This is a genomic window from Iodobacter fluviatilis (genome assembly GCF_004194535.1).
Taxonomy (GTDB): domain Bacteria; phylum Pseudomonadota; class Gammaproteobacteria; order Burkholderiales; family Chitinibacteraceae; genus Iodobacter; species Iodobacter fluviatilis_A.
The window spans coordinates 3,507,492-3,530,846 of sequence record NZ_CP025781.1; the positions used below are offsets into that span (position 1 = coordinate 3,507,492).

Sequence of the window (23,355 nt, forward strand, 5' to 3'; positions counted from 1 at the left end):
AAGTTTATGAATGATTTAAGTTGGTTTTACAATGGTGGAGTGCATTTAACAGTAGGAATGATGAAAGTTTTCTGAGTAAATGGCGCGTGCTACAAAGGTGTGTATTCATGAGACAGCACTTCAGTAAGTAGATTGACTCAGCCCTCAATGTGTATGCAAGCAGGTGATGTTTAGCTATGGCGATAAAAAGAAGAAAAAAAACCGCTATTTCCAATTTTTTGGAAAATAGCGGTTTTGCTATGTTTACAAAACTGGATTTAACCGCAAGCACCTACATAACCGCATGACACGCAGCGGCTGCAGCCATCCACTTTTTGTAAGGCGTAAGCGCCACATTCTGGGCATTTTTTGCCGGTGGCTATGTAGCTGATTGGGCTGCTATCCGCGCTGGCGGCTAAATCATCGATGGCGTAATCCTGATGTTTTTGTTTAAAGCGCTCGGCCAGTATTTGGGTTGGCACTTGGTTGCCAGCAGCATCTAGAAAGCCGCGTTTCATCAGGGTGCGCTGTAATGAATAACCAATAGCAGCCACTTCAGAATCATGGAATAGCGGCGCTTGGCTGCCATCATCCTTAGTAATTATACCGCAGCGCACTGGGCCTTTATCCCAAACTACTTCACGTAGATCGGCCAATGCTTTGGCTATCGAGCCGCCAGAGCGGGCCGCCATAGATAACAGCCGCATGCTGGCGGTAATCCACTGCTGATCTTCGCTTTTTTGCCCTGCAGGCATAAAGAACTCAAATGGGCGCTCGATGGTGATTAATTCACCGCCCACCATGCCGGTGATATGGATAAAGCTAACGGTAAGGTAAACAATTTTTTTGCCTTCATAAGTCATGTACTGCACTTTAGAAGTGACCGATTCTAGATCGCCAAGTGGGCGGCGATCGAATTGTTTGCGCAGTAAATCATCATCAGGAGCCATGGTTTCAACGATAGCAGGGGCTTCGTTGGACACCGATAACACGCTGCCCAAAATGCTATTTGGGCGGTAAGTTGCAAGGCCTTTTAGCCCTGCACGCCATGCATCCATATAAAGATTCTGGAAATCTGCATAAGGATAATCGGCCGGTACGTTGATTGTTTTTGAGATGGCCGAATCCACAAAGGGCTGCACCACTTGCAGCATCTTCATATGATCGCTGGCCGACATATTGAGTGCGGTTACAAAGGGCGCGGGTAATTTACTATCGTCGGAAACATCGTTGCCCATCTGGCGATACAAGCGCCAAGCGTGATCGGCCACCTCATAAGTTTGTGTTGTGCCGTCCTGCATGCGTTTTTTACGGTTGTAAACCCATGAGAAAGCAGGCTCGATCCCGTTGGAGGCGTTGTCTGCAAAGGCCAGTGTAATGGTGCCTGTAGGCGCAATCGATAATAGATGAGAGTTGCGTAGGCCATGCTTGGCAATCGCTGCACGAATGGCCTTAGGCAGGCGTTTGGCAAAGTGACCCGCTAGATATTGGGTGCTATCAAATAGGGTAAATGCGCCTTTTTCTTTGGCTAAATCAACCGAGGCCAGATACGCGGCATCGCGCATTACGGTCGAGATTTGCTGCGCCAGCGCGCGGCCCGCGTCAGAATCGTAGCGTAGACCCATCATGACCAACATGCTGCCAAGGCCTAAATAGCCTAGACCAATGCGTCGCTTAGACATGGCTTCGGCTTTTTGCTGTGGCAGTGGCCAAGCCGTGGCTTCAAGCACATTATCCAGCATGCGAATCGCCACGGTAACAACCGCTTGAAATGCCTCAAAATCAAAGCTAACGTCTTTGCTGAAAGGCTCTTTTACAAAGCGCGTTAGATTAATTGAGCCCAGGCAGCAGCAGCCGTAATCTGGCAAAGGCTGTTCAGCGCAAGGATTGGTGGCTTCGATGGTTTCACAGTAATACAGATTGTTATCAGTATTCATGCGGGATAAAAACAAGATTCCAGGCTCGGCGTGATCGTAGGTGGATTTCATCACCTCTTCCCACAGCGTGCGGGCACGGATGGTTTCGTGTACCCACACACCGTCTTCACGCTGATAAGCCCCTGCCGCTTTGCGCTCTTCGCTTGGCTCGGCTTTGTGGACTAAGCAAAAATCGCTATCGTTGCTCACTGCCTGCATAAACTCATCAGTCACGCCGATCGAGATATTAAAGTTGCTTAAGCCGCCTTGGTCTTTAGAGCGGATAAATTCCAGAATATCAGGATGATCGCCACGTAATACGCCCATTTGCGCACCACGGCGCGCCCCAGCGGATTCCACCGTAGAGCACGATGCGTTAAACACTTGCATAAACGAAACCGGCCCAGAGGCGCGTGAGCGTGTGCCGCGTACCAGCGAATCTTTAGGGCGAATAGTGGAGAAATCGTAGCCCACTCCACCACCACGGCGCATGGTTTCTGCTGCATCTGATAGCGCCGTATAAATGCTTGGCTTGCCATCGCTCTGGCCAGATACAGAATCACCTACCGGCTGCACAAAGCAATTAATCAGCGTGGCGCGCAAATTCATCCCCGCTGCAGAGTTGATTCGCCCAGCAGGCACAAAGCCATTTTGCTGCGCCCACAAGAATTTTTCCCCGTAGTAAGCCTGCAAATCGGGCTGCTCTACTAAGGCTAAAGCACTGGCTACACGCTCTTGTACGTCGCTAATGCTGGCTTCTGTGCCCTTGGCATACTTTTCTAGAAGTACATCGAGAGAAATTTCTTGCGGTGCCATGATGGTGTTTCCTAAATGATTAATCGTGTTCGGTGTCATGCAGTACTGCGTTATGGTTCTTGGGGGCGGGGCAATATAGCAGGTTTTTCCCTACTTTCTTTTGCTCAAAAGCAATATCTGATCAGCGTAACAAGATTGGGGCTTTTCAATAGTGTTTTTGCTAATATAAAGTGATGAATGTGTGATTTTTTACTAAGGAGTGTTTGTTTTTTGCCTGCCCCGCGCATATTACGACGTTTGGCAGAGTTTGATGAGGCACTTGTTGTTTTGTGTAATTAATGACGCTATTTATGTGTTATATTTTTTAATAAAAATTAATAATTATTATTCTTTATTAAATTAATTTAATTTTTTAACAAAACGTGCTGAGTTGTATTATATTATTTAATTGAATCCTTAGTTAATTTTTTTCATCTTTGGTGGCTGGATGGCTGGGTGGCTGATCGGTGGTTTTGCTTATGGTTTTATGTTTGTTCTTTACGGTATTGAAATAAAGTATACGATCTTGAGTCTAATATTAACTCTTTTTTATAAGGACAATTTTTTTGCTCTGCTATTGTGTAAAAAAAATAGGCACGTTGTTTTATTTTGACTATGGTTATACTTATAATTATTGCTAACCTTTGATTTTAAGCTGTTTTTTTGCATGTATGATTTTCACTGATGGATGTGCGAAAAATGAAACTAAGAACACGGATTTGGATTATTGTGATTGCCGCATTTTTGGGTATCATCATTGTGAGCGTTGGCAGTTTATTCCAGCTGCGTCAAAGCATGATGCAGGAGCGCCGTACGCAAATTATTCAGCTACTGGATTTAGCGAAAGCGCAATTGACGCATTTTCAAGAGTTAGAAACCAGCGGCAAGCTGAGCCGTGAGGAGGCGCAAAGTCGTGCGAAAGAGGCTTTGGCTGCGCAAAAAGCGGGCAGCACTTATTTCTATATTCGTAGCATGACGGATGATACTTTTGTCTTTCATATTGACCCTAAGCGTATGGGCAAGCCTGATCCGGGGGCAAAATCACCAGATGGCAGAACGGCCATACAGGTTGTTCGTGATGGCTTAGCTGAAAGTAAAGACGGTAAAGCGTTCTACATAACTGATGTTGCGCGGCCAGGAAGCGAGGATAAAGCGGTATATCCAAAACTAAATGGTGTGATTAAGTTTGAGCCTTGGGGATGGATTCCTGGTACTGGCTTTTATCTGGATGATATTGACCGCCTATTTTGGAATAGCGCATTAAAAATGCTGGTGGCAGGCTTGGTGATTCTTGCCGTGATGGGGATGCTGGCATTGGGTACGATGCGCAGTATTTTAGGGCAGTTAGGTGGGGAGCCCCAAGATGCGGCGGATATTGCACAGGCGATAGCGAATGGCGATTTATCCAAGCAAATTGAAACGCAGGCTGGTAGTGATAGTTTAATGGGCTCGATGCGCTCTATGCAGCAGGGTTTACACGGTATGGTTCAGCGTTTTAATCAGGCGTCGTCTACTTTGGCCCATGCGTCTCAGCAACTCAATAAAGAGACAGAGCAAATTAGCCGAGGCAGTCAGATGACTTCGGAGGCAACGTCTTCCACAGCTGCGGCAATCGAAGAAATGACGGTCAGTATTAGCCATATTTCATCTAGTGCTAGAGAAACAGAGGTTAATTCTCAGCATGCTGCAGAGCTAGCCACTGAAGGTGAAAAAATGGCGCAGCATGCAGCAGACGAGATTCGCCGTGTTTCTGGTGATATTGGCACTGCAGCGGGTCTGATTCGCGGCTTAGTTGAGCGCTCTCGCGAAATTGACAGCATGAGTGCGGTGATTAAAGAAATTGCTGATCAAACTAATTTATTGGCCCTAAATGCTGCCATTGAGGCCGCACGAGCTGGCGAGCAGGGTAGGGGGTTTGCTGTTGTGGCAGATGAGGTACGCAAACTAGCAGAGCGTACCAGCGGTGCCACACAAGACATTACTCGCACGATTCGTGCTGTGCAGGAGGATACGGATATTGCTGCAGGCTCAATGGACGTTGTGCAAACTCAGGTTGCATTGGGTGTTGATCTAGTAGAAAAAGCAGCTGCTGCCTTGCGTGAGATCAATAGTGTTACCCGAGCCACTTTAGATAAAATACGTGATGTGGCCAATGCAACTCAGGAGCAAAGCCAAGTGAGTAATAGTATTGCTGGCAATGTGGAGCGGATTGCTCAGATGGTGGAAGAGTCTGATGCTTCTGTACAAGCGGCCCATGAGCAGGTGGGTAGCCTTGAGGAGCTTGCCCGCGAGCTAAATCAAGCCGCGGCAAAATTTAGACTGTAGGTTTGCTGCTGCTTTGGGGGGCGCTCAACCGTGCTCTCTCTATAGCAAGGAGTGTTAATTCACGCTGCCGTTAAAGAGAGAGTACTTAGCAAGCTTTGCGCAATTTTTGCTGGACCAATTGTGGAACGCATGCCACGTCCGATGATCATTGCGCCTTCTAAGGAAGATAAAAAAGTTTCAGCGATATCTCTTGAAAAGAGTGCTTTGTTTAGCTGACCAGCCCGCTGCCCTTCTTCAATGATTTGAGTTAACCAATCGAGGTTGACTTCAAAAAAACGATGTACTTCAAGCACGATATTCTCAGGTAATGAGCTAGCTTCCGCCCCAAGCATTCCACACAGACAAAGGTGTTGGTCTATTTTGTAAGTTTCTTCAAAGAGTGTTGCGTAAGCAGATAAACGATCTTGCGCCTTGGCGTGCTGCCCCTCTATCTGCAGAAGATTCTCTCTGAAACGATGTGTGTAGCGCTGTGCAACGACGGAGACAAGCTCACTTTTTGTAGAAAAATGATGATGAATACTAGGTTTTTTTATGCCAACGATACGTGCTATATCATCGTATGAAAAACCGTTATAGCCACGTTCTTGGATTAAACTTTCTGCGGCGTTCACAACGTGTTCAGCCATGGCAGATAGTTCTGAAAAATGCTTCATATTTTTACTCTTATTCTTTAACGATGGGTAAATGGCCTGTTTTGACCAGAATAGTACAAACCTGATCACTAACGGTTGGTGCAAACTCAAATGCGGGCTGCGCAGCCAAGTGCCCGCTGGGTAGCTTCCATGCTTGCCTTGGAAAACGTCATCCAGCACAAAAATTTCTTCATCGCCGTAATGACGATGCTACTTAAAGTGAGTTCATGGTGCCCATTTAACCAAGCCCCTCGCTATAGCCCGCGATAAGCACGGTTCGATTTTGGCCGATTGAATTACTAATGATGCTAAGTATAGCGTTTTACCTTGTGATTTGGGGGGTGTGTATTGCCGCTATTAAAAATCTATTTGGAAATTTTTTTATTTTAATTATTCTAAATAATGCACAGATTGAGCTGATTAATCGGCAGCTTTACCGTTAGAAATACAATCCGCTTTTCTATAGAAAATACTGATCCTGCGGCAGCAGGATCAGTATTAGGCAGAGCCAGTTAGCTGCTGCTTTTGCGTCAATATTAAGCTTTAAGACGGTCAGCTAGCGCTTGAGCCAGCGGTGCTGCTGAAGCAGGGCTTTGGCCAGTCATCAATGGGCCATCAATCACCACGTTTGGCTCCCAATTTGCTTTACTCAAATAGTTAGCGCCGCGGCTTTTGAGCTCGTCTTCTAAAGAAAACAGCAGGTGTTTATCCAGTTCAATTTCCGCATCTTCTGCATTTTTGAAACCAGTTAGATTAACGCCTTTTACTAAATACTCGCCGTTATCCTTCTTCACATCTCGCAAAATAGCCGGCGCGTGGCAAACCATGGCGATAGGGCGCTGCCCTGTATGGAATTCCTTGATCATCTTCAGTAGATGAGAATCAGAAGCCAGATCCCACAGCAAGCCATAACCACCAGGTACAAACAAGGCATCAAAGCCGTCGTAGTCAATATTGCGTAGCTTACGGGTGTTTCTTGCCGCATACAGAGCAACCGGATCCTTCAGGAATTGTTCTGTGTATTCAGTTGTGAATGGCACTTTATGGCTTAGCAAATCAATTGGAGCCTCACCACCGTGTGGTGAAGCGAGGACGACTTCATAGCCTGCTTCAGTCAGGATGTAATATGGTGCAGCGACTTCAGTGAACCAAGTGCCGGTGTGCTTACCGCTGACACCCATTTCGTCAACTGAGCTCATTACCAGTAGAACGCGTTTTTGTTTGTTTCCAGTTGCTTTCATAATATTTCCTTTGGGTTTTAAGAGATGATTATTGAGGATCTAAAATGACCCTCAATTAAGCGGGCATTGCCATTATGGCTAAACCACTCACAGCGCGTATTTTCAGTAGTACGTATGTAAATATACCAACTAGTTGGTATGCAAAAGAAACGATAAGAACGTCTGAGTTATCTAATTAGATAGATAATTCTGCTTCAGAAGTGCTCCATTATAAGTAATGTTGTCCTCTCTGAAGTGCTTTGCTTCCGACTAGTTGGTAGGTATTGTATTGCTTAATATTTCTTGGCGTCAAATACTTTTTTGCAGATCTATTTTTTTGCGAGTTGTTTTGTGCCCCATTTCACTAGCGGTCGGGTCCTGGGTCATCATATCCCTATTCGCAGTTGGCTTCTGTTCCAAGCCAGAGACATCATGCATGACCTGATCCAGTGACTTTCACACAAGGCATAGCCGTGACTAAAATCCATCCTCAAGCCAGAACAACACTGCGTGTTCGTGCCGAAATGCAGGCTTTGAATCTATCGGCCTATGCCTTGGCCAAACGGTACAACACTACCCTTGTAACAGCGACTAAATGGTCATCGCGCAGCGATGCTCATGACTTGTCACATTGCTCACTATATCGGCAGCACTTGGGCTGATACCCGTAATACCCTAAAAGTACCCGCCGTTACCTTGCTCGATTTTTCACTTAATTTACAGCTCGGCAATTTGATTGATAGCCGCTTTAAAGGCGCATCCGTGTAGCTCAGTGCGAATAATATCTTGGATAAAGACAATGTTGCATCGTGCTATAGCAGCAATTATTGCTACTTTGGCCGTGGCCGCACCGTCTTATCATCGCTGCGCTATCAGTGGTAGTTGATGAGCTTCGCTGAGACCGCCTTCAGTCACATCTATCGTTAATTTTTGAGAAAAGGTGCCTCAAATCATTGAGGTGCCTTTTTGATTAGTTACAGCGTAGCGTTTCAGATTGGCCTTCCCGCACATAGGCTCTTTTCATATTGCCACGGCAAGAATATTCAATTGTTGCCATTTTTTGGTAACCATCTGAAGGATCGCCACACCATTGATTACCGGCTTTGAAGTGATAAGACGATTTGTCATTGGCAGAACGGCCCAGCCTGTCGGTAAAATCACAGCGCCCACGCGCAGAACCATAGCTCGCTTTTGATATTTGAATTTTGCGGCTGTAATTTCCCTGACCACTACTGCTACCGCTATTCATCATCCTCATCGCTTCACGAAAGCCATCTCGAAAACCATCCTGATACTGCGAATTTTTGCCTCGCAGCATGTCTTCAGGCATTCTCGCCTCACTGGCCATCAGGCCCGTTGAAACCAGAGCAAGCATACAAAATATTTTAACTTTCATCGCATCGCCTTATCAATTGGTGGGGGAGCATCTAATTTTTTGTATGCAGAAACAAGCCACTTAATTACAGCGGTGTAATAAGGCACATTTATTTAGCTTACTTTGTTTTTGTAAAATCTTACTAGATTTATCCACCCAAACTCATCGAACGTCGCCTCTCCGCTTACCAATTTCGCCACCATAAAACGAGAGTTAATGCTCGGTTGAAACGACTGGGTTAGACTGAGCGACAGGCCGCTATCGGCCAACAACAGACGCTGAGGCGCAACAATTTTGGGCTAAATGACGCCTGCAATGACCTTGATTGCAGACGCTCAAATTGTGTCGCGAGCGCTAGCTCCTCGGCCAAAGCAGCCACTCATGAGTGACAACAGAAATCCTTGTGACTTACTTTTGCTTAGTCCACTTAGGAGGCGTGCTAGTCAGTATCTGCCTTATTTTACAAAAATTTAATCGCTAGGTCGGGGTGATTGCTTTGTACCGCGACAAGGCTAGAGCCGCTACGGCAAAGCGTTTTCAGCCTTTTTTCATAACGTTTGAAATTCTGTAAATCTTCTTCTTTCTTGTGCTTGCTCTCTGGGACTTGTTCGCCGAATTTTGCGAGAGCCAAAGGCATCAACAATGAAGAGATAATAATATCCGCCACGATCAGGCCATTGCTCAATTCTTTATCTAGGAGTTGATGATAGTTCTTAGCGATTCGCATCATCGCTTCAGCGTAGAGCTGAGTACCATTAAACTTATCATCTGGTACTTTGATGATGACTTGGCCATACAGTTCTGCGCCGTGGGCGATCAAGGTTTCCAATAGTTGGTGGGCTAGCTTATGTGCTTTATCCGCTTCTGGCTTAAGCCTTTCGCGAATTGCCCGCCTTAGATCTGCGCCTTTTAGCTCGTTGAGTGCGTCTTGATGACGAGAATTTGGCCTAGTTTCGCCATACAAATACTGTTGCTTGATTTTGATAAATTGCCGACTAATCGAATCTAAAGCCTCTTTTGGTAAAGCAAGGCCAGCGATGATGAGGACGGGTTGGATTTCGGTGTTGTTTGCTGGCAAATAGCCTGGGCAACCAGCTTCATCGATGTAGCAGATATGCATATTCGTTCTCGTAAAGTAATCGTTGAAAAGCAGCTAGTCGTCCTTTTTCAGAGCGAAGAAACGATGTGAAGTCACACTACGTCTCCTGCACAGACCTGACGGCACTGCACGATTACCCCACCAATATGCAACGCAAGCGTTGTGGAGTGTCCTTCTCAGGGACTGTCACTATGCTCATTACGAGATAAGTGCTGCATTTTGCTTGGCAAAACTGCGTTTTCCTCGGTGTTGCGGCGAGGTGTCCTTCTTAGGGACTGGTAGCGGTGGCAAAATGCCATCGCACTACTTCAAATCGGGTAACCCGAATTTGTATTTTATCCGTACCTGCTACGGATCGCCTTGCTTACAGGCTGGCGCTGCTGAGCGATAGCTCAAGCAGAGCTGCACAAGATCTTAAATCATATGTGCGCAAGCATCATTGAATTCTCATCAACAATGTGTCCCTCTTCAGGACTGCCATATTGTTCCTATATCTCCCAAATATGGTGCGACTGCCCACAGGGCAAGATCACATTACTAGCTTTTTGCTAAATATAATCATGTTTATCGTGCCCATCAAGGGGTGTGTGCAAGATGGACTTCTCGAGCCAAGCTAGACAACTCCAAAACTCACACAGAAATGTCCGCTTAGGCCGATGTGTCAGTGCCGAAGCAGAAAAAATGAAAGGCCGCTAACCATCAGGTAGCGGCCTTAATCATTTTAGTTTCGTGCCTGAGCTACTCGGCCTTAGCGGCCTCTCAAGGCCACAAAATTGAAAGGGGAGTTATCTGTTGCATTGCACATACGATTACAAGCTACAACATGAATTGTCTTTCAACTTGTATCGAATCAGGTGTACGATGCGATCCACTTATCTCATCAACCGTACTGTAAAAGGAGAACAAACCATGCAAAACACCACTACATTCTCCGCAGTCCGTGCCTAGGTTGATCGAGTCTTCTCTGCTCTAAATCCCTCGCATTGCCCAAGGCCTCGGCCTGCCACATCAAGCATTTTTAAAATCTGATATGGATTTATCATGGGCAATTACGTTCAAACTTTGTCTGAGCGCGTCAACTTAATCGCGGCTACAGACATCTGGATCGAAGGCGATGCGATCCAACAACTTCAAAACACCGCCAAGTTACTCGGCATGGAATATGTCTCCGGCATGCCGGATTTGCATCCCGGTCGCGGCTATCCAGTTGGTGCGGCATTTTTTTCGGCAGAGCACATTTATCCTGCCTTAATTGGCGGTGATATTGGCTGCGGTATGGCGTTGTGGCAAACCGAACTGGATGCTAGAAAAGTCAGCATCAGCAAGATGGAAAAGAAAATCGGCAATATTGATGGCGCTTTGGGCGAAGAATGGCAGGCGCAAATTGCCAGCCATTTACCCGCCAATATTGGCTTTCAAAAAGCCATTGACACGATAGGCGGTGTTTCCCTATCTGAGAAAAAATCAGGCCAAAAATTGTCAATTCACCTAACTGAGCCGACTCTATCGCAACCAAGTGGACTAGATTGAGCGCAATAGTTTTTTGCTTATTAGTAAACTATCTGTGCCAGTGTAAATACGTAGTGCCTAGAAACGCTATCAATTCAAACTTAGTTTGCAGGCAGATCATCGGTAATCCCCCCACAAAACCAGCTCATTTTTAAGTAGAATTTTCTCGTAGTCTTTGAGGAGCTCTACATGAAAGCAGCACGTTATTCTGACAGCCAGATTATGGCGATTTTAAAGCAAGCGGAAGCCGGTTCAACCGTCCCCGATCTGTGCCGCGAGCACGGCATGAGTTCTGCCTCTTTCTACAAATGGCGCGCTAAGTTTGGCGGCATGGACGTCTCGATGATGACGCGGATGAAAGAGCTGGAGGACGAAAATAAGCGCCTTAAAAAGATGTATATCGAAGCCCAGATGCAAGCGGATATCATCAAGGAGGCCATGTCAAAAAAGTGGTGAAGCCATCTCAGCGTCGTGAGATGGCTCAATGGGCCGTTGAAACCAAGGCCGTTTCTATTCGTGCAGCTTGCGCCAGCTTTGCGATTAGCACGACTTGCTATCGCTATGTTCGTAAGCTGGATGCAGAAAATGCCCAAATCGCTGACTCATTGGTTCAACTCACGGAAACACATCGCAACTGGGGCTTTGGCCTTTGTTTTTTGCATCTGCGAAACGTAAAGAAAAAGCACTGGAATCATAAACAGGTCTACAGGATTTACTGCGATTTAGAGTTAAATCTGCGGATTAAGCCTAAAAAGCGCTTAGAACGCGAAACGCCAGCGCCATTAGCAGTGCCAGCGGCAAAAAATGAAACATGGTCGATGGATTTTATGCACGGTCAATTAGCCGATGGCCGCAGCATTCGCTTATTTAATGTGATTGATGATTTTAATCGGGAAGGATTGGGCATTGAAGTCGATTTCTCTTTGCCAGCAGAGCGCGTCATACGCAGCCTGAATCAAATTATTGAATGGCGCGGCAAGCCAAAACGAATCAGGTCCGATAATGGCCCTGAATATATTAGTCACCTATTAAAAAATTGGGCAGAGCAAAAATCGATTGAATTGGCCTATATTCAGCCCAGTAACCCGCAGCAAAATGCATATATCGAGCGTTATAATCGAACTGTGCGTTATGAATGGCTAACTTGCGATGATTTTGAAAGCCTTGCTGAAGTACAAGAAACTGCGACACAATGGCTTTGGACATACAATAACGAACGCTCGCATATGGGATTGGGCGGCATCACCCCGAAACAAAAACTGGCATTACATACCTAGCCTCTACTTCTAAGTGAGCTTAAAAATGGGGGGATTACCCTATGCGGAGTCATTGTTTCGCACGTTGAAATACTGGCCCGCCTGGCCGCACAAAGGCATTGCCAGTCTGGATGAAGCAAGGCAATGGGTGAGGCGGTTTGTGGATTGGTACAGCCATACGCACCGACACAGCGGCATTCAATTCGTCACGCCATCACAACGGCATCATGGGCAGGACAAAGCGCTGTTAGAAAAACGCCATGCCGTCTACCAAGCCGCCCGCCAAGCGCACCCGGAACGGTGGCGTAACACGACTCGGAACTGGAGCTGGCAAAACGAAGTGCAACTCAATCCGGATCGGGTCATTGAGCCTAAAACAAGCGAGGAATTACAGGTAGTTTAAATCGTAAAAACATCTCAACTACTTTGACAATTACCGTCCTCAATTTCACGGTAACTGAGTTTGTAGGCCAGATAATAGCGAAGGGGCTGCATGATGATATCCGATAGATAATGTCGCCCAGAGAAGTTAAATGTCATGCAGTGGATACTCCAAATCAATATTCGAATATCATCAACACTTTAGTTTACTTCGTCAACTTTGCGACAGAACCGATTATAACGCTAGTACCTCTTTGAGCTTTTGCTGGATAAATTGCTGTATAGACAGTATCAGCACCGCAATTCCACAAGCGATAAAAATGTTCTCAATAGTAAAGTGATAAAAATCGACCAACCCTCCTGAAATAACCATACCTAAAGGTAAGGATAGGCGAGTAATAACGCGGTAAATACTCATTACTCGACCACGTTTATCATCTGGGGTGTTGGTTAATATGGCTGTTTCTATCATGGTATTGATTAGTCCAAAACAGCTGCCACAAGCAATGAATAATATTAAGGATAAATAAATATTTTTACTTACTCCGAGCGAAATAAGTAAGAAACCAAAAAATAGATAACTGTTACGGCCCAAAGCAGACCAGTCTTGTACTCTGGACTTAAAAAAAGGCAAAGATAGGTAGCCGATTAACCCTCCGCCACCAAAAGCTGCGATTAAATATCCATACCAATAGTCTGGAACGGATAAGATTTGTTCAACATAAAAAGGCAGTAGGATAACAAAAGGACCAATAAGAAAGTTGATCCCGCCAATGAGTAACAATAAAGATTTCAGAGATTTTTTTTCGCTGATATACATCAACCCTTGCTTCATGCCTGCGATGATTTTTTTTGAATCTGATAAAGTGTGTGTTGCTTTTACGGGCTTAGCTTCCTGCTGAGGAAGTTTTATTCGCGATTCACTCAAGGCGGAAAGATAAAATGACAGGCTATTAGCTATTAAGATAGAGATAATCCCAAATTGACTATAGAGTAATAATCCTATGCCCTGACCAATTAATACTGCGCCTTGAATAGTGGCATTTTTGATGGAATTGGCAAGAGGAAGCTGCTCTTTTGCAACCACATTGCTCAGTAATGCAGAGTAAGCAGGATCATATAAACCTAAAACAGCACCTAACACTAGTTGCATCAAGAGTACTAATGTAATAAGCAAATAGAGCTGATCAGGAAAGAAATAGAAAGCTAGTGGCAATAAAATAGATGCTGTCCCGGCGAGTAAATCACTGGATATTATGATGGTCTTACGGCAATAAATATCGGCAAGGGCTCCTCCTAGCGGAGAAAAAATGGCGATAAAAAGAGAAAATAACATCGCTGATAGTCCCATAACTGAAGCCAAGCCTACCTGCTCTTTTAACCAAAAAATGAGTACTATTGATGTAATTTGGCTACCAAACTGACTGATGAACTGGCCCAACCACATATATTTAAAATTACGGCGAGCGTCCTTATCCGATAATGATGTGTTCAATTGCGTGCTCCAACCCGACCATAGGTCGGGTTTTTGAAATTAAGAATAGGAGTGCTTAACGTGATGAGCTGACTAAATCAGCTCGAAAATAGCTTCAAATATCGATCCGCCAAATACCATAGCTGGGTGTTTGGTTTCACCATTAAGTAAAACAACCAGCTGAACATCATCATGAGCTAATATGGCAGCTTCGTGTCCAAGCATATCTCCTACGTGCCCTAGATGCCCCTCAATGTTGAAAATTCCCAAACCAGCCTGGATATGTTGATCCAAACTCACGTGCGCGGGTAAGTCTATAAAATCCAAGCGCTGCTTTTGCATCTCTTGACTCAAGAGTCGCCCATCGTTGATGGCTGCCTGCCAGGTGAGCAGATCTTCAACAGTAGAAATTAATCCTCCGGCCGCCCAAGTGAAGCTGGTGTCTTTATTGGGTAAAGGATTTAGCTGCTTGTCATGCCCTGATGCTAGGCTTTTCTGACATGCATTATTATCTGCAAAATGAGTGTTTTGTAAACCAAGTGGCGCAGTGATACGGTTAAAAAGCAGCTGTTCAAATTTTTCTCCGGTGACTTTTTCGATAATAAGCCCGAGTAAAATATAACCGCTGCTGGAATATCGCCATTGTGAATGAGTTTCAAGAAGAGGTGGGGTCACTGAAGTATTAAAATAGCGGAGCAGTTCTTCAGGTTCCCATATTTTTTCAGGTTGATTTAGACAAATGTCTTTAAACTCACCATTATTAATATAATCCTCTAGCCCAGAGGTGTGGTTAAGTAATTGTCTGACAGTGATCTTTTTATCTATGCCTGAGTTGTTGATCAAGCTAGGACTTAAGATATCTCCGACTGCTTGGGTTAGTGAGATCTTCCCCTCATCAACAAACTGTAGGATAAGAGTAGCGACAAAAGTTTTTGATAAGCTACCGATCCTGAATTGATGATTTTTAGTTAACTTAGCTTGTGTTTGGGTATTGGAGATACCCCGGCAGCAGATGACAGTTTCTCCGTTAGGAAAGCGCGCACCGAGTACTAATCCAGGTATTTCATATTGTGTAAGAATTTTGTCTATGCCAGTTTGTAGTTTTTGTTCAAACGCCTGGTCTACTTTAGGCATGTTTTTATCGTATTTTAGGTGAATATAATCTATCAACTCCTTGTTGATATGAGCAAGCCACTGCTGAGCTAGATCCGTCGCTAGGCGATTGTTGTTATAATGGAGTTCGATATGAAGTTGACCTCCTCTAATTGAACCAGAAATGTCCATAACATGTTGCAATGGCGGACGTAGAGCGGGTAAATCAAATTTAGCAACATCGACGATTCGGCTCCGCTGACTTTGTCGGTCAAAGGTACCGTAATAATTGAAACTGGCTTGTGGCATTATGTTGCTATACGTTTCAGTTATGCTCTTATTACTGGGTAGATAGTTGAGTACACCATAGCCTAAGCCTTTATTAGGGGCTTGTTGTAATATATTTTTTGTTTTGGCTATATCTAGTAATAAGGGGCAGGGCTTATTTTGCGCCAACACCAAAGGATAAATGCTGGTAAACCAACCCACTGTCCGACTGACATCTAGAGTGTCAAAACATTCCTCTCGGCCATGGTTTTCAATGAAAACGGAATACTGGTTTGCACCAAATATATTAGCCATGGCCCTAGCGTGTAGGGTTAACAGTAGTTCGTGTACAGCTATGCCTTGGTGGATATTTTGTCTCAATAGTGCCTTGGTTTGTGATTGGCTCAGTACAAGGCTTATGTTGTCTGTATCAGTCTGCTCTTTGCTTGGTGCAAAGCGAAAGGCAGAGTTCAGGGCTTGATCTGTCTGGCACCATAATTCTCGTTCTTGCTGCAATGTTTCACTCTTGCTAAATTTATGAAGTTGTTGTGACCATTGCTGCAATGAACTGGTTTTACTGCCTAGGTCTACTTTTTTTCCGGCGAGTAGCTGTTGATAGGATTTTTCAATATCATCGAGTAAAATCCACCATGAAACAGTATCGACGATCAAGTGATGAGCAAGAAGAAATACATGGTCATCGCTAGTTTCTGCTTTGAAAATAATGCCTTGCAACAGTGGGGATTTATTGAGCCAGCTTTGGTTGGCTAGTGCGTTCATATGAATAGCCATTAATGTATGGTCAATTTTTTCCAGATGAATGCAATGAAAATCAATAGATATGTTTGGGGTTAATACCTCTTGCCGCCATTGCTTTGAGTCTATGTCATAAACAAATGATGAGCGTAAACTATCATGTTGCTTCATGACCTCTTGCATTGCTTGTTGCAGGGTTGCTTGGTGAATCTTATCAGTAAAGGATAAGAGTGCGTGTTGGAAAAATTTGTTCTTATCCCCTTGATAATGATTAAAAAACCACTGTTGTATAGGGGTTAGTGGTACTTGCCCTTGAACTTGGATATTGTCTTCTTGCAATGCATAAGTGACGTGTTGACTTAGCTGCTCTATGGTTGGATATTGCAAGATATGGTTAGCTTTTATCTTTAACCCCAATTTCTTTAATTCAGCAACGGTTTGAATCGCTTTTATCGAATCGCCGCCAAGTTCAATGAAGCTTTGTGTTTGATTAATGTGGTTTATATTAAGGATTCTTTTCCAGATACTCGCTATGCTAGCTTCAATGTCCTTGCTATTTGGTAGACTAATTATGCCTCCTTTTTGTTGTTCTGACATTTTACGTAAGGCGCTGCTGTCCACTTTATTATTGGGAGTCATGGGAAACGTGCGTAAGGCCGTAAAAGTGGAAGGAATCATGTACTTGGGGAGTGTGCTTGATAGTGCTTGGCGGATAATACTTTCATCATCAGCAACCCCAATATAATAAGCACTCAGGTATTGTTGGCTGGCCTTACCATTGACCAAAACTCGGGCATCTGCGATCTGCTCAAGCTGTAGTAATTGATGTTCAATTTCCATGGGTTCTATTCGGTAACCGCGAATTTTAACTTGGTCATCCTTCCTTCCGAGAAATTCAATATTACCGTCGGCGAGCCTACGGGCAAGATCGCCGGTTTTATACATAGGTAATTCAGGCATATGTGGGTTTGGGGTAAAATATTGCTTGGTTAATCCCGTCTGATTGAGATAACCATGAGAGACACCTAACCCTGAAATGTACAATTCACCGGAAATACCCGCAGGTAATTGCTGCAGGTGAGGATCCAATACATCTAAGCGGAGGTTACTGATTGCTTTACCAATAGGGATCGGTTTGTTATTTTGCTTTAAGTCTGCCCAAGCAGAGGCTGACACTTCAAAAACACTGGCACAGACGGTGGTTTCAGTCGGGCCATAAGCATTAATATACCTGACCTTATCCAACCATTTTTCTACCAGAGTGTGATCAGTCGTCGATCCGGCAGTCAATAATGTTTTCAGACTATTCAGGTGCTCAGGGGTCAGTTGTCGGACATAAGTGGGGGGAGTACAGTTACTGTGACTTGCTGTTGATTCAAATAGTCTTCAAAATCATGAGTATCTAATATTATCTCCTCGGTGATGAGTACCAAAGTACTGCCGCTTAATAACGTAATAAATATTTCAAAAATTGAAGCATCGAATGAACAATTGGCAAACTGTAAAAAGCGATCATTCGCGGTGAGGTTAAGATAAACTTTAAAATGCTGTGCAAGATTCACGACCCCTAGGTGATGCCCTAACGTACCCTTAGGTTTCCCCGTCGAACCAGAAGTATAGATAATATAGGCTAAGTCATTAGTGGCGGGAATTAGCGGGAGGTTGTTACTATCAAAATTGATAATCTGGGGAGCATCGGCGTTTATCCAACAAATATCCTTAAAAATGTGACTTAAATTGTCATCTTCCTTGTTAGTGTTGCTCAACACAAAACTAATACCGCTATCAGCAATAATGTATTCCTTTCGTGCTTGGGGATAACTTATTTCTAGTGGTAAATAAATGGCCCCTAATTTTAAAATAGCTAATGCACTGGTGATCATTAAGGGAGACCTTGGCATATGACAGCCAATGACATCACCTGGTTTGACGCCTAATGTTTGCATATATCTAGCAAGCTGGTTAGCTTGACGGTTAAGGCTTTCATAACTTATTTTTTGTTCGAAAAAAGACAGTGCAATAGTGCTTGGGGCTATTTTTGCTTGATTTTCAAAACAACCGACGATATTAGGCTCATTGATCGGGCTATCATTTGGACGCAAATCATCAATGAGTTGCAGTTGCTCAGCAGCGGTTAATAGTGAAATATTAGCCAGTTTGATATCTGGCTGTGCTAAAACCATCCTGACAATAGTGGTAAAGTGCTGGCCTAAGCGAGAGACAGTTGCTGACGTAAATAGCTCTTCGTCATAAATAATATTACAGTGTAAAAGACCCTCTGATTCTATCCATTTAAAGGTTAAATCATACCAGGGCGTATGTTGTAGAGTTGGCAGTTCGGACAAGATGAGTTGTTTATTTTTTTGCTTAATTTGTTCAAAATTTTGTAGCATGAATATAGTATCGAATAGTGGAGCTCGGCTCATATCCCTTGGAAGATCCAAAGCGTTAACTAAATCTTCTAGTCCATAGGATTGATGGTCGAGTGCATCATTGATATTGTTTGTAGTCTGTCTTAAAAATTCATTAAAGCTCAGTTTGTCATCACATTGACTCCTCAAAGGTAATGTATTGACAAACATACCCATTAACGGATTCAAATCCGGATGATCTCGCCCAGCAGTGGGGAAGCCGACGACAATATCTTGCTCATTGGTATATTTAGCTAGTAGAACTTGATATATCGACATTAACAGTGAGAATAAACTGCTATTTTGATTAATACTCAATCGCTTAAGTTGCTTGGTCATGCCGCTGTCGATAGTGAAGTCTAATTGAGCACCACGAAAATGTTTTTGCTGTGGGCGGGGGAAATCAGTCGGCAGTTCCAGTATCGGAGTGGAATGTGCAAATAGGTTTAACCAATAGTTTTTTTGAGCTATTTGTTTTTCCTGTTGTTGCTCCAATGTTTGCCAGTGACAAAAATCCTGGTATTGGATCGCCAGAGGTGCAGGCTTATATTCTCCTCCAGTTGCTAGTATTTGATAGGCTGACATGAGTTCCTGACCAAAGAGTCCCATAGACCAAGCATCAAAAATCAGATGGTGGAAGCAAAAATAGAAATAATGATTTTGCTTATCTAGCATAAAGAGCTTTAAGCGAAATAATGGCGCTTCAGCCAAGTTAAAAGCCTGCTGACTGTCGTTGAGCATTATTGTTCTAGCCTGCTTTGCTGCGTCGGGACAAGTAGATAAGTCAATAATGTCGAGTGGGTAATGAAAATCTCCCTTAATGCGCTGTCTAGGGATGCCATTTTCTTCTTCATCAATGACGACACGTAAATTATCGTGGCGACTGATTAAAGCATCAATGGCTTGATTAAATGCCTGGCGATTTAAATCACCTGTTAATTGGCAGGCACCGGGAATCGTAAAATGCCCAGGCTGATCCGCTAGTGTCTCACTGAGCCAGAGACTTTGTTGCTGCCTGCTCAGGGGGTAATAGTGTTGTTTGGGCGCCAATGTGATGGCTTGATAATCTACACCGGTTAATACTGGAAGCTTATCAATATGATCGGCAAGCGCTGAAATTGTGTCATGCTGGTAAAAATCCTGAATAGAGATCTCGATATTTAGTTGACGATACATTTCACCCAGTACTTTCATGACAGTTAATGAAGTGCCCCCTAAATCAAAGAAATGATGAGACTTACTGAGGCTAGCCGCCCCAAGGCTGGTGCGCCAAATCTCACTGAGTATTAACTCGGTAGGGCTTAGGTCTTGTTCTTCTTTAATGTTAAAGTCATTGAAATACGTTGCTGGATTGGGTAGTGCTTTTTTATCGACTTTGCCGTTGAGCATTAAAGGGAAGCTGTTTAATTTTATCATCATGTTAGGAATGAGATTGGCACTGAGTTTGTCAGCGAGTAAGCTTTTGATCTCAGTGATAGAAATATCTTGATGGCAAGTGTAGTAGCATACTAGTTTGCTAGATTGATCTTCATCTTTGTAGAGATTAATAAAACACTGATCGATTTCGGGTAAGTTATGGATGTGACCTTCAATGTCATTAAGCTCAACACGTATCCCGTTGAGTTTAACCTGGCGATCGAGGCGGCCGAGGACTTCGACGCTGTGATTTTCTAGGTATCTGCCTAAATCACCCGTTTTATAAATAATATCTTCATTATCTGGGTTGAGTGGATTTTGAATAAAGCTTAAATCTGTCAATGGTTGATCATTAAGGTAACCTTTGCTGCGAAAAGGGGTTTTAATATAAATCTCACCGATATCACCTACTCTACATAAGGTATTATTGGCGATGATCAACACTGCTGTATTAGCAATAGGGTTCCCGATGGGGATCATTTGGTTTGCTTGTTCAACTGGGCCTTTAAGGCGATAGAACAATTTAGCTAAGGTCGTTTCGGAAGGACCATAAAGATTGACTAATTCGATATCGTTGCCAACCAATGTTATCCAGCGGTTAGCATCTCGACCAAATAGAGGCTCGCCTGCTAGCAATATATGCTTTAAATGGCTTAATTTTTGTTTATTGTATTCCTGAGTATTGTTATCAGCTTCAAGCTCTGTCATTAACAAGCGAAAAATAGAAGGAACGCAATGGATTAAATTGATATGGCTATTACTAATCCACAGCAACAGGCGTCTGGCATCAAATTGCACTTCAGGCTCAGGAATGCAGCAAACCCCACCGCTGAGCAGTGGCACAAAAATATCTCGTAAGCTGACATCAAACGTAATGGGAGCTAGTTGAGCAATCCGTAGGTGGCTCGATAACGCAAACTCTTTCATTTCCCAATGAATAAAGTGACTGAGGCTTTTATGGCAACCGACGATGGCCTTGGGATCTCCTGTGGTACCAGAGGTAAACATAATATAGTTACTGTCCTCAGGGGTCGCAGACATTCGTGGATCAGTATCTGGGTATGGTTTGTGTAGTAATGCGCCTGAGTCTAGGTGAGTCAATTCAAGTTCACCGGTATTACCGTAGTTAAATATCTTGATGGTTATGTGTTGCAAATCCAGTGCGGCGAGTGTTTTCTTCAGCGAAAGCGCCAACTCCTTAGTGGTCATTATTAGGCTAGGTTGTGCCTTGCGTAAAATATCACCAAGGCGTGCATCAGGCTGCTCTTGGGATAAGGGTAAAAAGGCTTGATCGCTTTTGAGAACAGCTAATACCCCTAAAATGTATTCAATACTTTTGGGTAAGAACAAGCCAACGGGTTTGCCTATTTGATGGGTAGTATCACTAATGTGATAAGCTAGATTATTGGCATAAGTGTTGAGTTGTTGATAACTTATCTGGCGCTGACTTTCAGCAATGGCGGTTTCATTTGGAAATAAACTTGCCGTTTCAGCGAATTTTTTGTGAACAAAATACTTAGTCATGATTACCTACCTGAAATAAAAATATGATGGACTGAAAATATTGGCCACTACACTGCTTATGACTCAACAAACTCGCGAAGTAAGATACCTGTGGTAATAACCACCATTAAAAAGTCAGTTTCGAAAGTTTGATTGATGTCATGCCCCCCCCTGAGGGCACTATTAGTCAGTCTTTCTACGGTATCGGGATTAAAAATCCCTTGGCGAGTAATGGTGGCTCTACTGAGCATGTCCATAATCCATTCGGGTTTATTTTGCAGAAGAAAAGGGCTACCAGGGGCCACAAAAGAAAATTTCTTGCGTCGTATAATGGATTCTGGCACCGTTTTGGTTGCGAGTTGTTTGAGCAGGTATTTTTCATTGCCGTTTTTTAGCATCAACTCTGGTGGTATCGTGCGTACAAAATTAATTAAATCAATATCAAGAAATGGATATCTGGCTTCCACCGAATTAGCAAATGTGACTCTGTCGCCATGATCGGCTAATAAGTGATCGGCGATACGTAGTTTAAAATCAACATAAGAGCGCTGATGAGTGGGATGACGATTGGCTATCCGTGCAGGGTTAATTATGGGCTGGGAAGTACAGTGTTGCCCAAGCAAAGCGGCGTTGGTATCAGCCGAATAAAGTGAGCTCTTGAGAGTATGAAACTCGTGATAGTCCTTTTCGTAGAAAAAGTTTTCATCTCCCCATAGCGTTTTTCTGGCTTGTTGTTCCAGCATAAACTCAAGGTCAAAGGATTCTTCTTGTCCGCGTGATTGCTGGGCCAGACGATAACCCACATATCCCGCAAACAGTTCGTCAGCACCTTCACCAGTTAATACTGCTTTTATTCCTTGTTGTTGAACCATCTGTGATAACGCTAGCGAGCAGGTATTATAGGACTCTTTTAAGGGGGATTCGGCTGCGATAACAGCCTGAGTCAAGCGTTGGTTAATTTGCTCATAATCAAAAATCTGTTCATGATGGTTTGAATGTATTTGGTTAACCACTTGTTGTTGATATTGGCGTTCGTCAATATCCGCACGGCCAAAACCAATGGCGAATGAGTTGAATACTTGCTGGGGGTCCATATCGTGGGCCAGTGTGGCGATAAGTGATGAGTCTAGGCCACCACTCAAATAAAAACCCACAGGAACATCAGCATGCAAACGTGTTTTTATTGCCTGACGTAGTAAATAATCTAGTTTTTCAACGTAATATGCATCTGTGTGAGGTTGGATATTAGGGTTATGCTCAGGGTAATCAAGATCCCAATATTGCTCAATCTGCATACCTTGCTTATCTACTGTCATGACATGACCGGGCGGCAAGCATTTAACGTCATTAAAAATGGTTCTTGGGCTAACCATACCTGGAAAGGTGACAATTTGATCTAGGCTGATTAAATCAATGCTACGACTGACGTCAACACTGTTTAAAAGGGTTTTTATTTCAGAACCAAATAACAATGTATTATCTTTATAATGATAATAAAGTGGAGCAATACCAACATGATCTCTGGCCAGGATAAGTTTTTGCTGCTTAACGTCGTGTAAAGCAATAGCAAACTGGCCGTTAAGTCTGTTAAGAAAATTAATGCCATATTCTTCATATAAGTGCGGTATCACCTCGCAATCCATTTGCGAGCGAAAGCGATGCCCGCGTTTAATTAAATCATTTCTAAGTTCCTGATAATTAAAAATCTCACCATTGACGACACAAGCAATACTTTCATCCTCGTTAAAAATAGGTTGGTTACCCAGCTTCAAATCAAGAAAAGACAAACGTCTGAAACCAAAGCAGGCTTGCTCGCTGGCATACAACCCCAGATCGTCAGGTCCTCTATGAACAATGCTTTGAGTCATTCTTTTTAATAGTTCAATATCAGCATGTTGGCCGGCTTGAACATCTTGCATAAAAATCCCTGTAATCCCGCACATATTTCT

Annotated in this window: 12 protein-coding genes and 3 pseudogenes; 5 read left to right on the forward strand and 10 right to left on the reverse strand. The window is 43.7% G+C overall.

Annotated elements, in window-relative coordinates:
• Positions 1-257 precede the first annotated feature (257 nt).
• Positions 258-2,711: an adenosylcobalamin-dependent ribonucleoside-diphosphate reductase gene (locus C1H71_RS15600; RefSeq protein ID WP_130107373.1), complete on the reverse strand. Its 2,454-nt coding sequence runs from the start codon at positions 2,709-2,711 to the stop codon at positions 258-260.
• Between the two features lie 678 nt (positions 2,712-3,389).
• Here C1H71_RS15600 and C1H71_RS15605 point away from each other — a divergent pair.
• On the forward strand, positions 3,390-5,015 hold the full coding sequence (locus tag C1H71_RS15605; protein WP_188053346.1) for a methyl-accepting chemotaxis protein: 1,626 nt from the start codon (positions 3,390-3,392) through the stop codon (positions 5,013-5,015).
• Positions 5,016-5,074: 59 nt separating this feature from the next.
• Here C1H71_RS15605 and C1H71_RS15610 read toward each other — a convergent pair whose 3' ends face one another.
• Positions 5,075-5,827 carry a TetR family transcriptional regulator gene (locus tag C1H71_RS15610; protein ID WP_130107375.1) on the reverse strand — a complete coding sequence of 251 codons (753 nt, stop codon included), beginning with the start codon at positions 5,825-5,827 and terminating at the stop codon, positions 5,075-5,077.
• Between the two features lie 356 nt (positions 5,828-6,183).
• Positions 6,184-6,888, reverse strand: a complete 705-nt coding sequence (locus C1H71_RS15615) for a type 1 glutamine amidotransferase domain-containing protein (protein WP_130107376.1) — start codon at positions 6,886-6,888, stop codon at positions 6,184-6,186.
• Positions 6,889-7,485: 597 nt separating this feature from the next.
• Between C1H71_RS15615 and C1H71_RS20760 the strand changes: the two genes are divergently transcribed.
• Positions 7,486-7,635: a hypothetical protein gene (locus C1H71_RS20760; RefSeq protein ID WP_188053348.1), complete on the forward strand. Its 150-nt coding sequence runs from the start codon at positions 7,486-7,488 to the stop codon at positions 7,633-7,635.
• A gap of 202 nt (positions 7,636-7,837) precedes the next feature.
• Here the strand turns inward: C1H71_RS20760 and C1H71_RS15620 are convergent, their stop codons facing one another.
• Positions 7,838-8,263 (reverse strand): hypothetical protein, encoded by a 426-nt coding sequence (locus C1H71_RS15620; RefSeq protein WP_130107377.1) that lies wholly within the window; start codon positions 8,261-8,263, stop codon positions 7,838-7,840.
• A gap of 439 nt (positions 8,264-8,702) precedes the next feature.
• Positions 8,703-9,362, reverse strand: coding sequence for a DUF3800 domain-containing protein (locus tag C1H71_RS15625; RefSeq protein WP_130107378.1), 660 nt, complete (start codon positions 9,360-9,362; stop codon positions 8,703-8,705).
• Positions 9,363-10,382: 1,020 nt separating this feature from the next.
• Between C1H71_RS15625 and C1H71_RS15630 the strand changes: the two genes are divergently transcribed.
• From C1H71_RS15630 to C1H71_RS15640, 3 genes and pseudogenes are all read left to right on the forward strand, one after another.
• Positions 10,383-10,871 (forward strand): RtcB family protein, encoded by a 489-nt coding sequence (locus C1H71_RS15630; RefSeq protein WP_130107379.1) that lies wholly within the window; start codon positions 10,383-10,385, stop codon positions 10,869-10,871.
• A gap of 168 nt (positions 10,872-11,039) precedes the next feature.
• Positions 11,040-12,127, forward strand: a protein-coding gene (locus C1H71_RS15635; RefSeq protein WP_130107380.1) for an IS3 family transposase whose coding sequence is annotated in 2 segments (ribosomal slippage) — positions 11,040-11,292 and positions 11,292-12,127 — 1,089 coding nt in all. Because the reading frame shifts where the segments join, the coding sequence is not laid out codon by codon here.
• A 37-nt stretch (positions 12,128-12,164) separates the two neighbouring features.
• A pseudogene (locus C1H71_RS15640) lies at positions 12,165-12,509 on the forward strand (integrase core domain-containing protein); the annotation flags it as partial.
• Positions 12,510-12,544: 35 nt separating this feature from the next.
• On the opposite strand, the pseudogene C1H71_RS15645 reads toward C1H71_RS15640, so the two are convergent.
• The 5 genes and pseudogenes from C1H71_RS15645 to asnB all read right to left on the reverse strand — a co-directional run.
• Positions 12,545-12,646, reverse strand: a pseudogene (locus tag C1H71_RS15645) (IS6 family transposase); the annotation flags it as partial.
• A 76-nt stretch (positions 12,647-12,722) separates the two neighbouring features.
• On the reverse strand, positions 12,723-13,982 hold the full coding sequence (locus tag C1H71_RS15650; protein ID WP_130107381.1) for an MFS transporter: 1,260 nt from the start codon (positions 13,980-13,982) through the stop codon (positions 12,723-12,725).
• A gap of 72 nt (positions 13,983-14,054) precedes the next feature.
• Positions 14,055-15,095 (reverse strand): serine hydrolase domain-containing protein, encoded by a 1,041-nt coding sequence (locus C1H71_RS22005; protein ID WP_374704460.1) that lies wholly within the window; start codon positions 15,093-15,095, stop codon positions 14,055-14,057.
• Between the two features lie 35 nt (positions 15,096-15,130).
• Positions 15,131-21,427, reverse strand: a pseudogene (locus C1H71_RS22010) (condensation domain-containing protein); the annotation flags it as partial.
• A 56-nt stretch (positions 21,428-21,483) separates the two neighbouring features.
• Positions 21,484-23,349 (reverse strand): asparagine synthase (glutamine-hydrolyzing), encoded by a 1,866-nt coding sequence (asnB, locus tag C1H71_RS15665; RefSeq protein ID WP_130107384.1) that lies wholly within the window; start codon positions 23,347-23,349, stop codon positions 21,484-21,486.
• Positions 23,350-23,355: the final 6 nt, after the last annotated feature.

Excerpts from the sequence above, each read along its gene's own strand:
- C1H71_RS15600 (WP_130107373.1), bottom strand. The coding sequence starts at position 2,711 with ATGGCACCGCAAGAAATTTCTCTCGATGTACTTCTAGAAAAGTATGCC.
- C1H71_RS15605 (WP_188053346.1), top strand. The coding sequence starts at position 3,390 with ATGAAACTAAGAACACGGATTTGGATTATTGTGATTGCCGCATTTTTG.
- C1H71_RS15615 (WP_130107376.1), bottom strand. The coding sequence starts at position 6,888 with ATGAAAGCAACTGGAAACAAACAAAAACGCGTTCTACTGGTAATGAGC.
- C1H71_RS20760 (WP_188053348.1), top strand. The coding sequence starts at position 7,486 with ATGACTTGTCACATTGCTCACTATATCGGCAGCACTTGGGCTGATACC.
- C1H71_RS15620 (WP_130107377.1), bottom strand. The coding sequence starts at position 8,263 with ATGAAAGTTAAAATATTTTGTATGCTTGCTCTGGTTTCAACGGGCCTG.
- C1H71_RS15625 (WP_130107378.1), bottom strand. The coding sequence starts at position 9,362 with ATGCATATCTGCTACATCGATGAAGCTGGTTGCCCAGGCTATTTGCCA.
- C1H71_RS15630 (WP_130107379.1), top strand. The coding sequence starts at position 10,383 with ATGGGCAATTACGTTCAAACTTTGTCTGAGCGCGTCAACTTAATCGCG.
- C1H71_RS22005 (WP_374704460.1), bottom strand. The coding sequence starts at position 15,095 with ATGCCTAAAGTAGACCAGGCGTTTGAACAAAAACTACAAACTGGCATA.
- asnB (WP_130107384.1), bottom strand. The coding sequence starts at position 23,349 with ATGTGCGGGATTACAGGGATTTTTATGCAAGATGTTCAAGCCGGCCAA.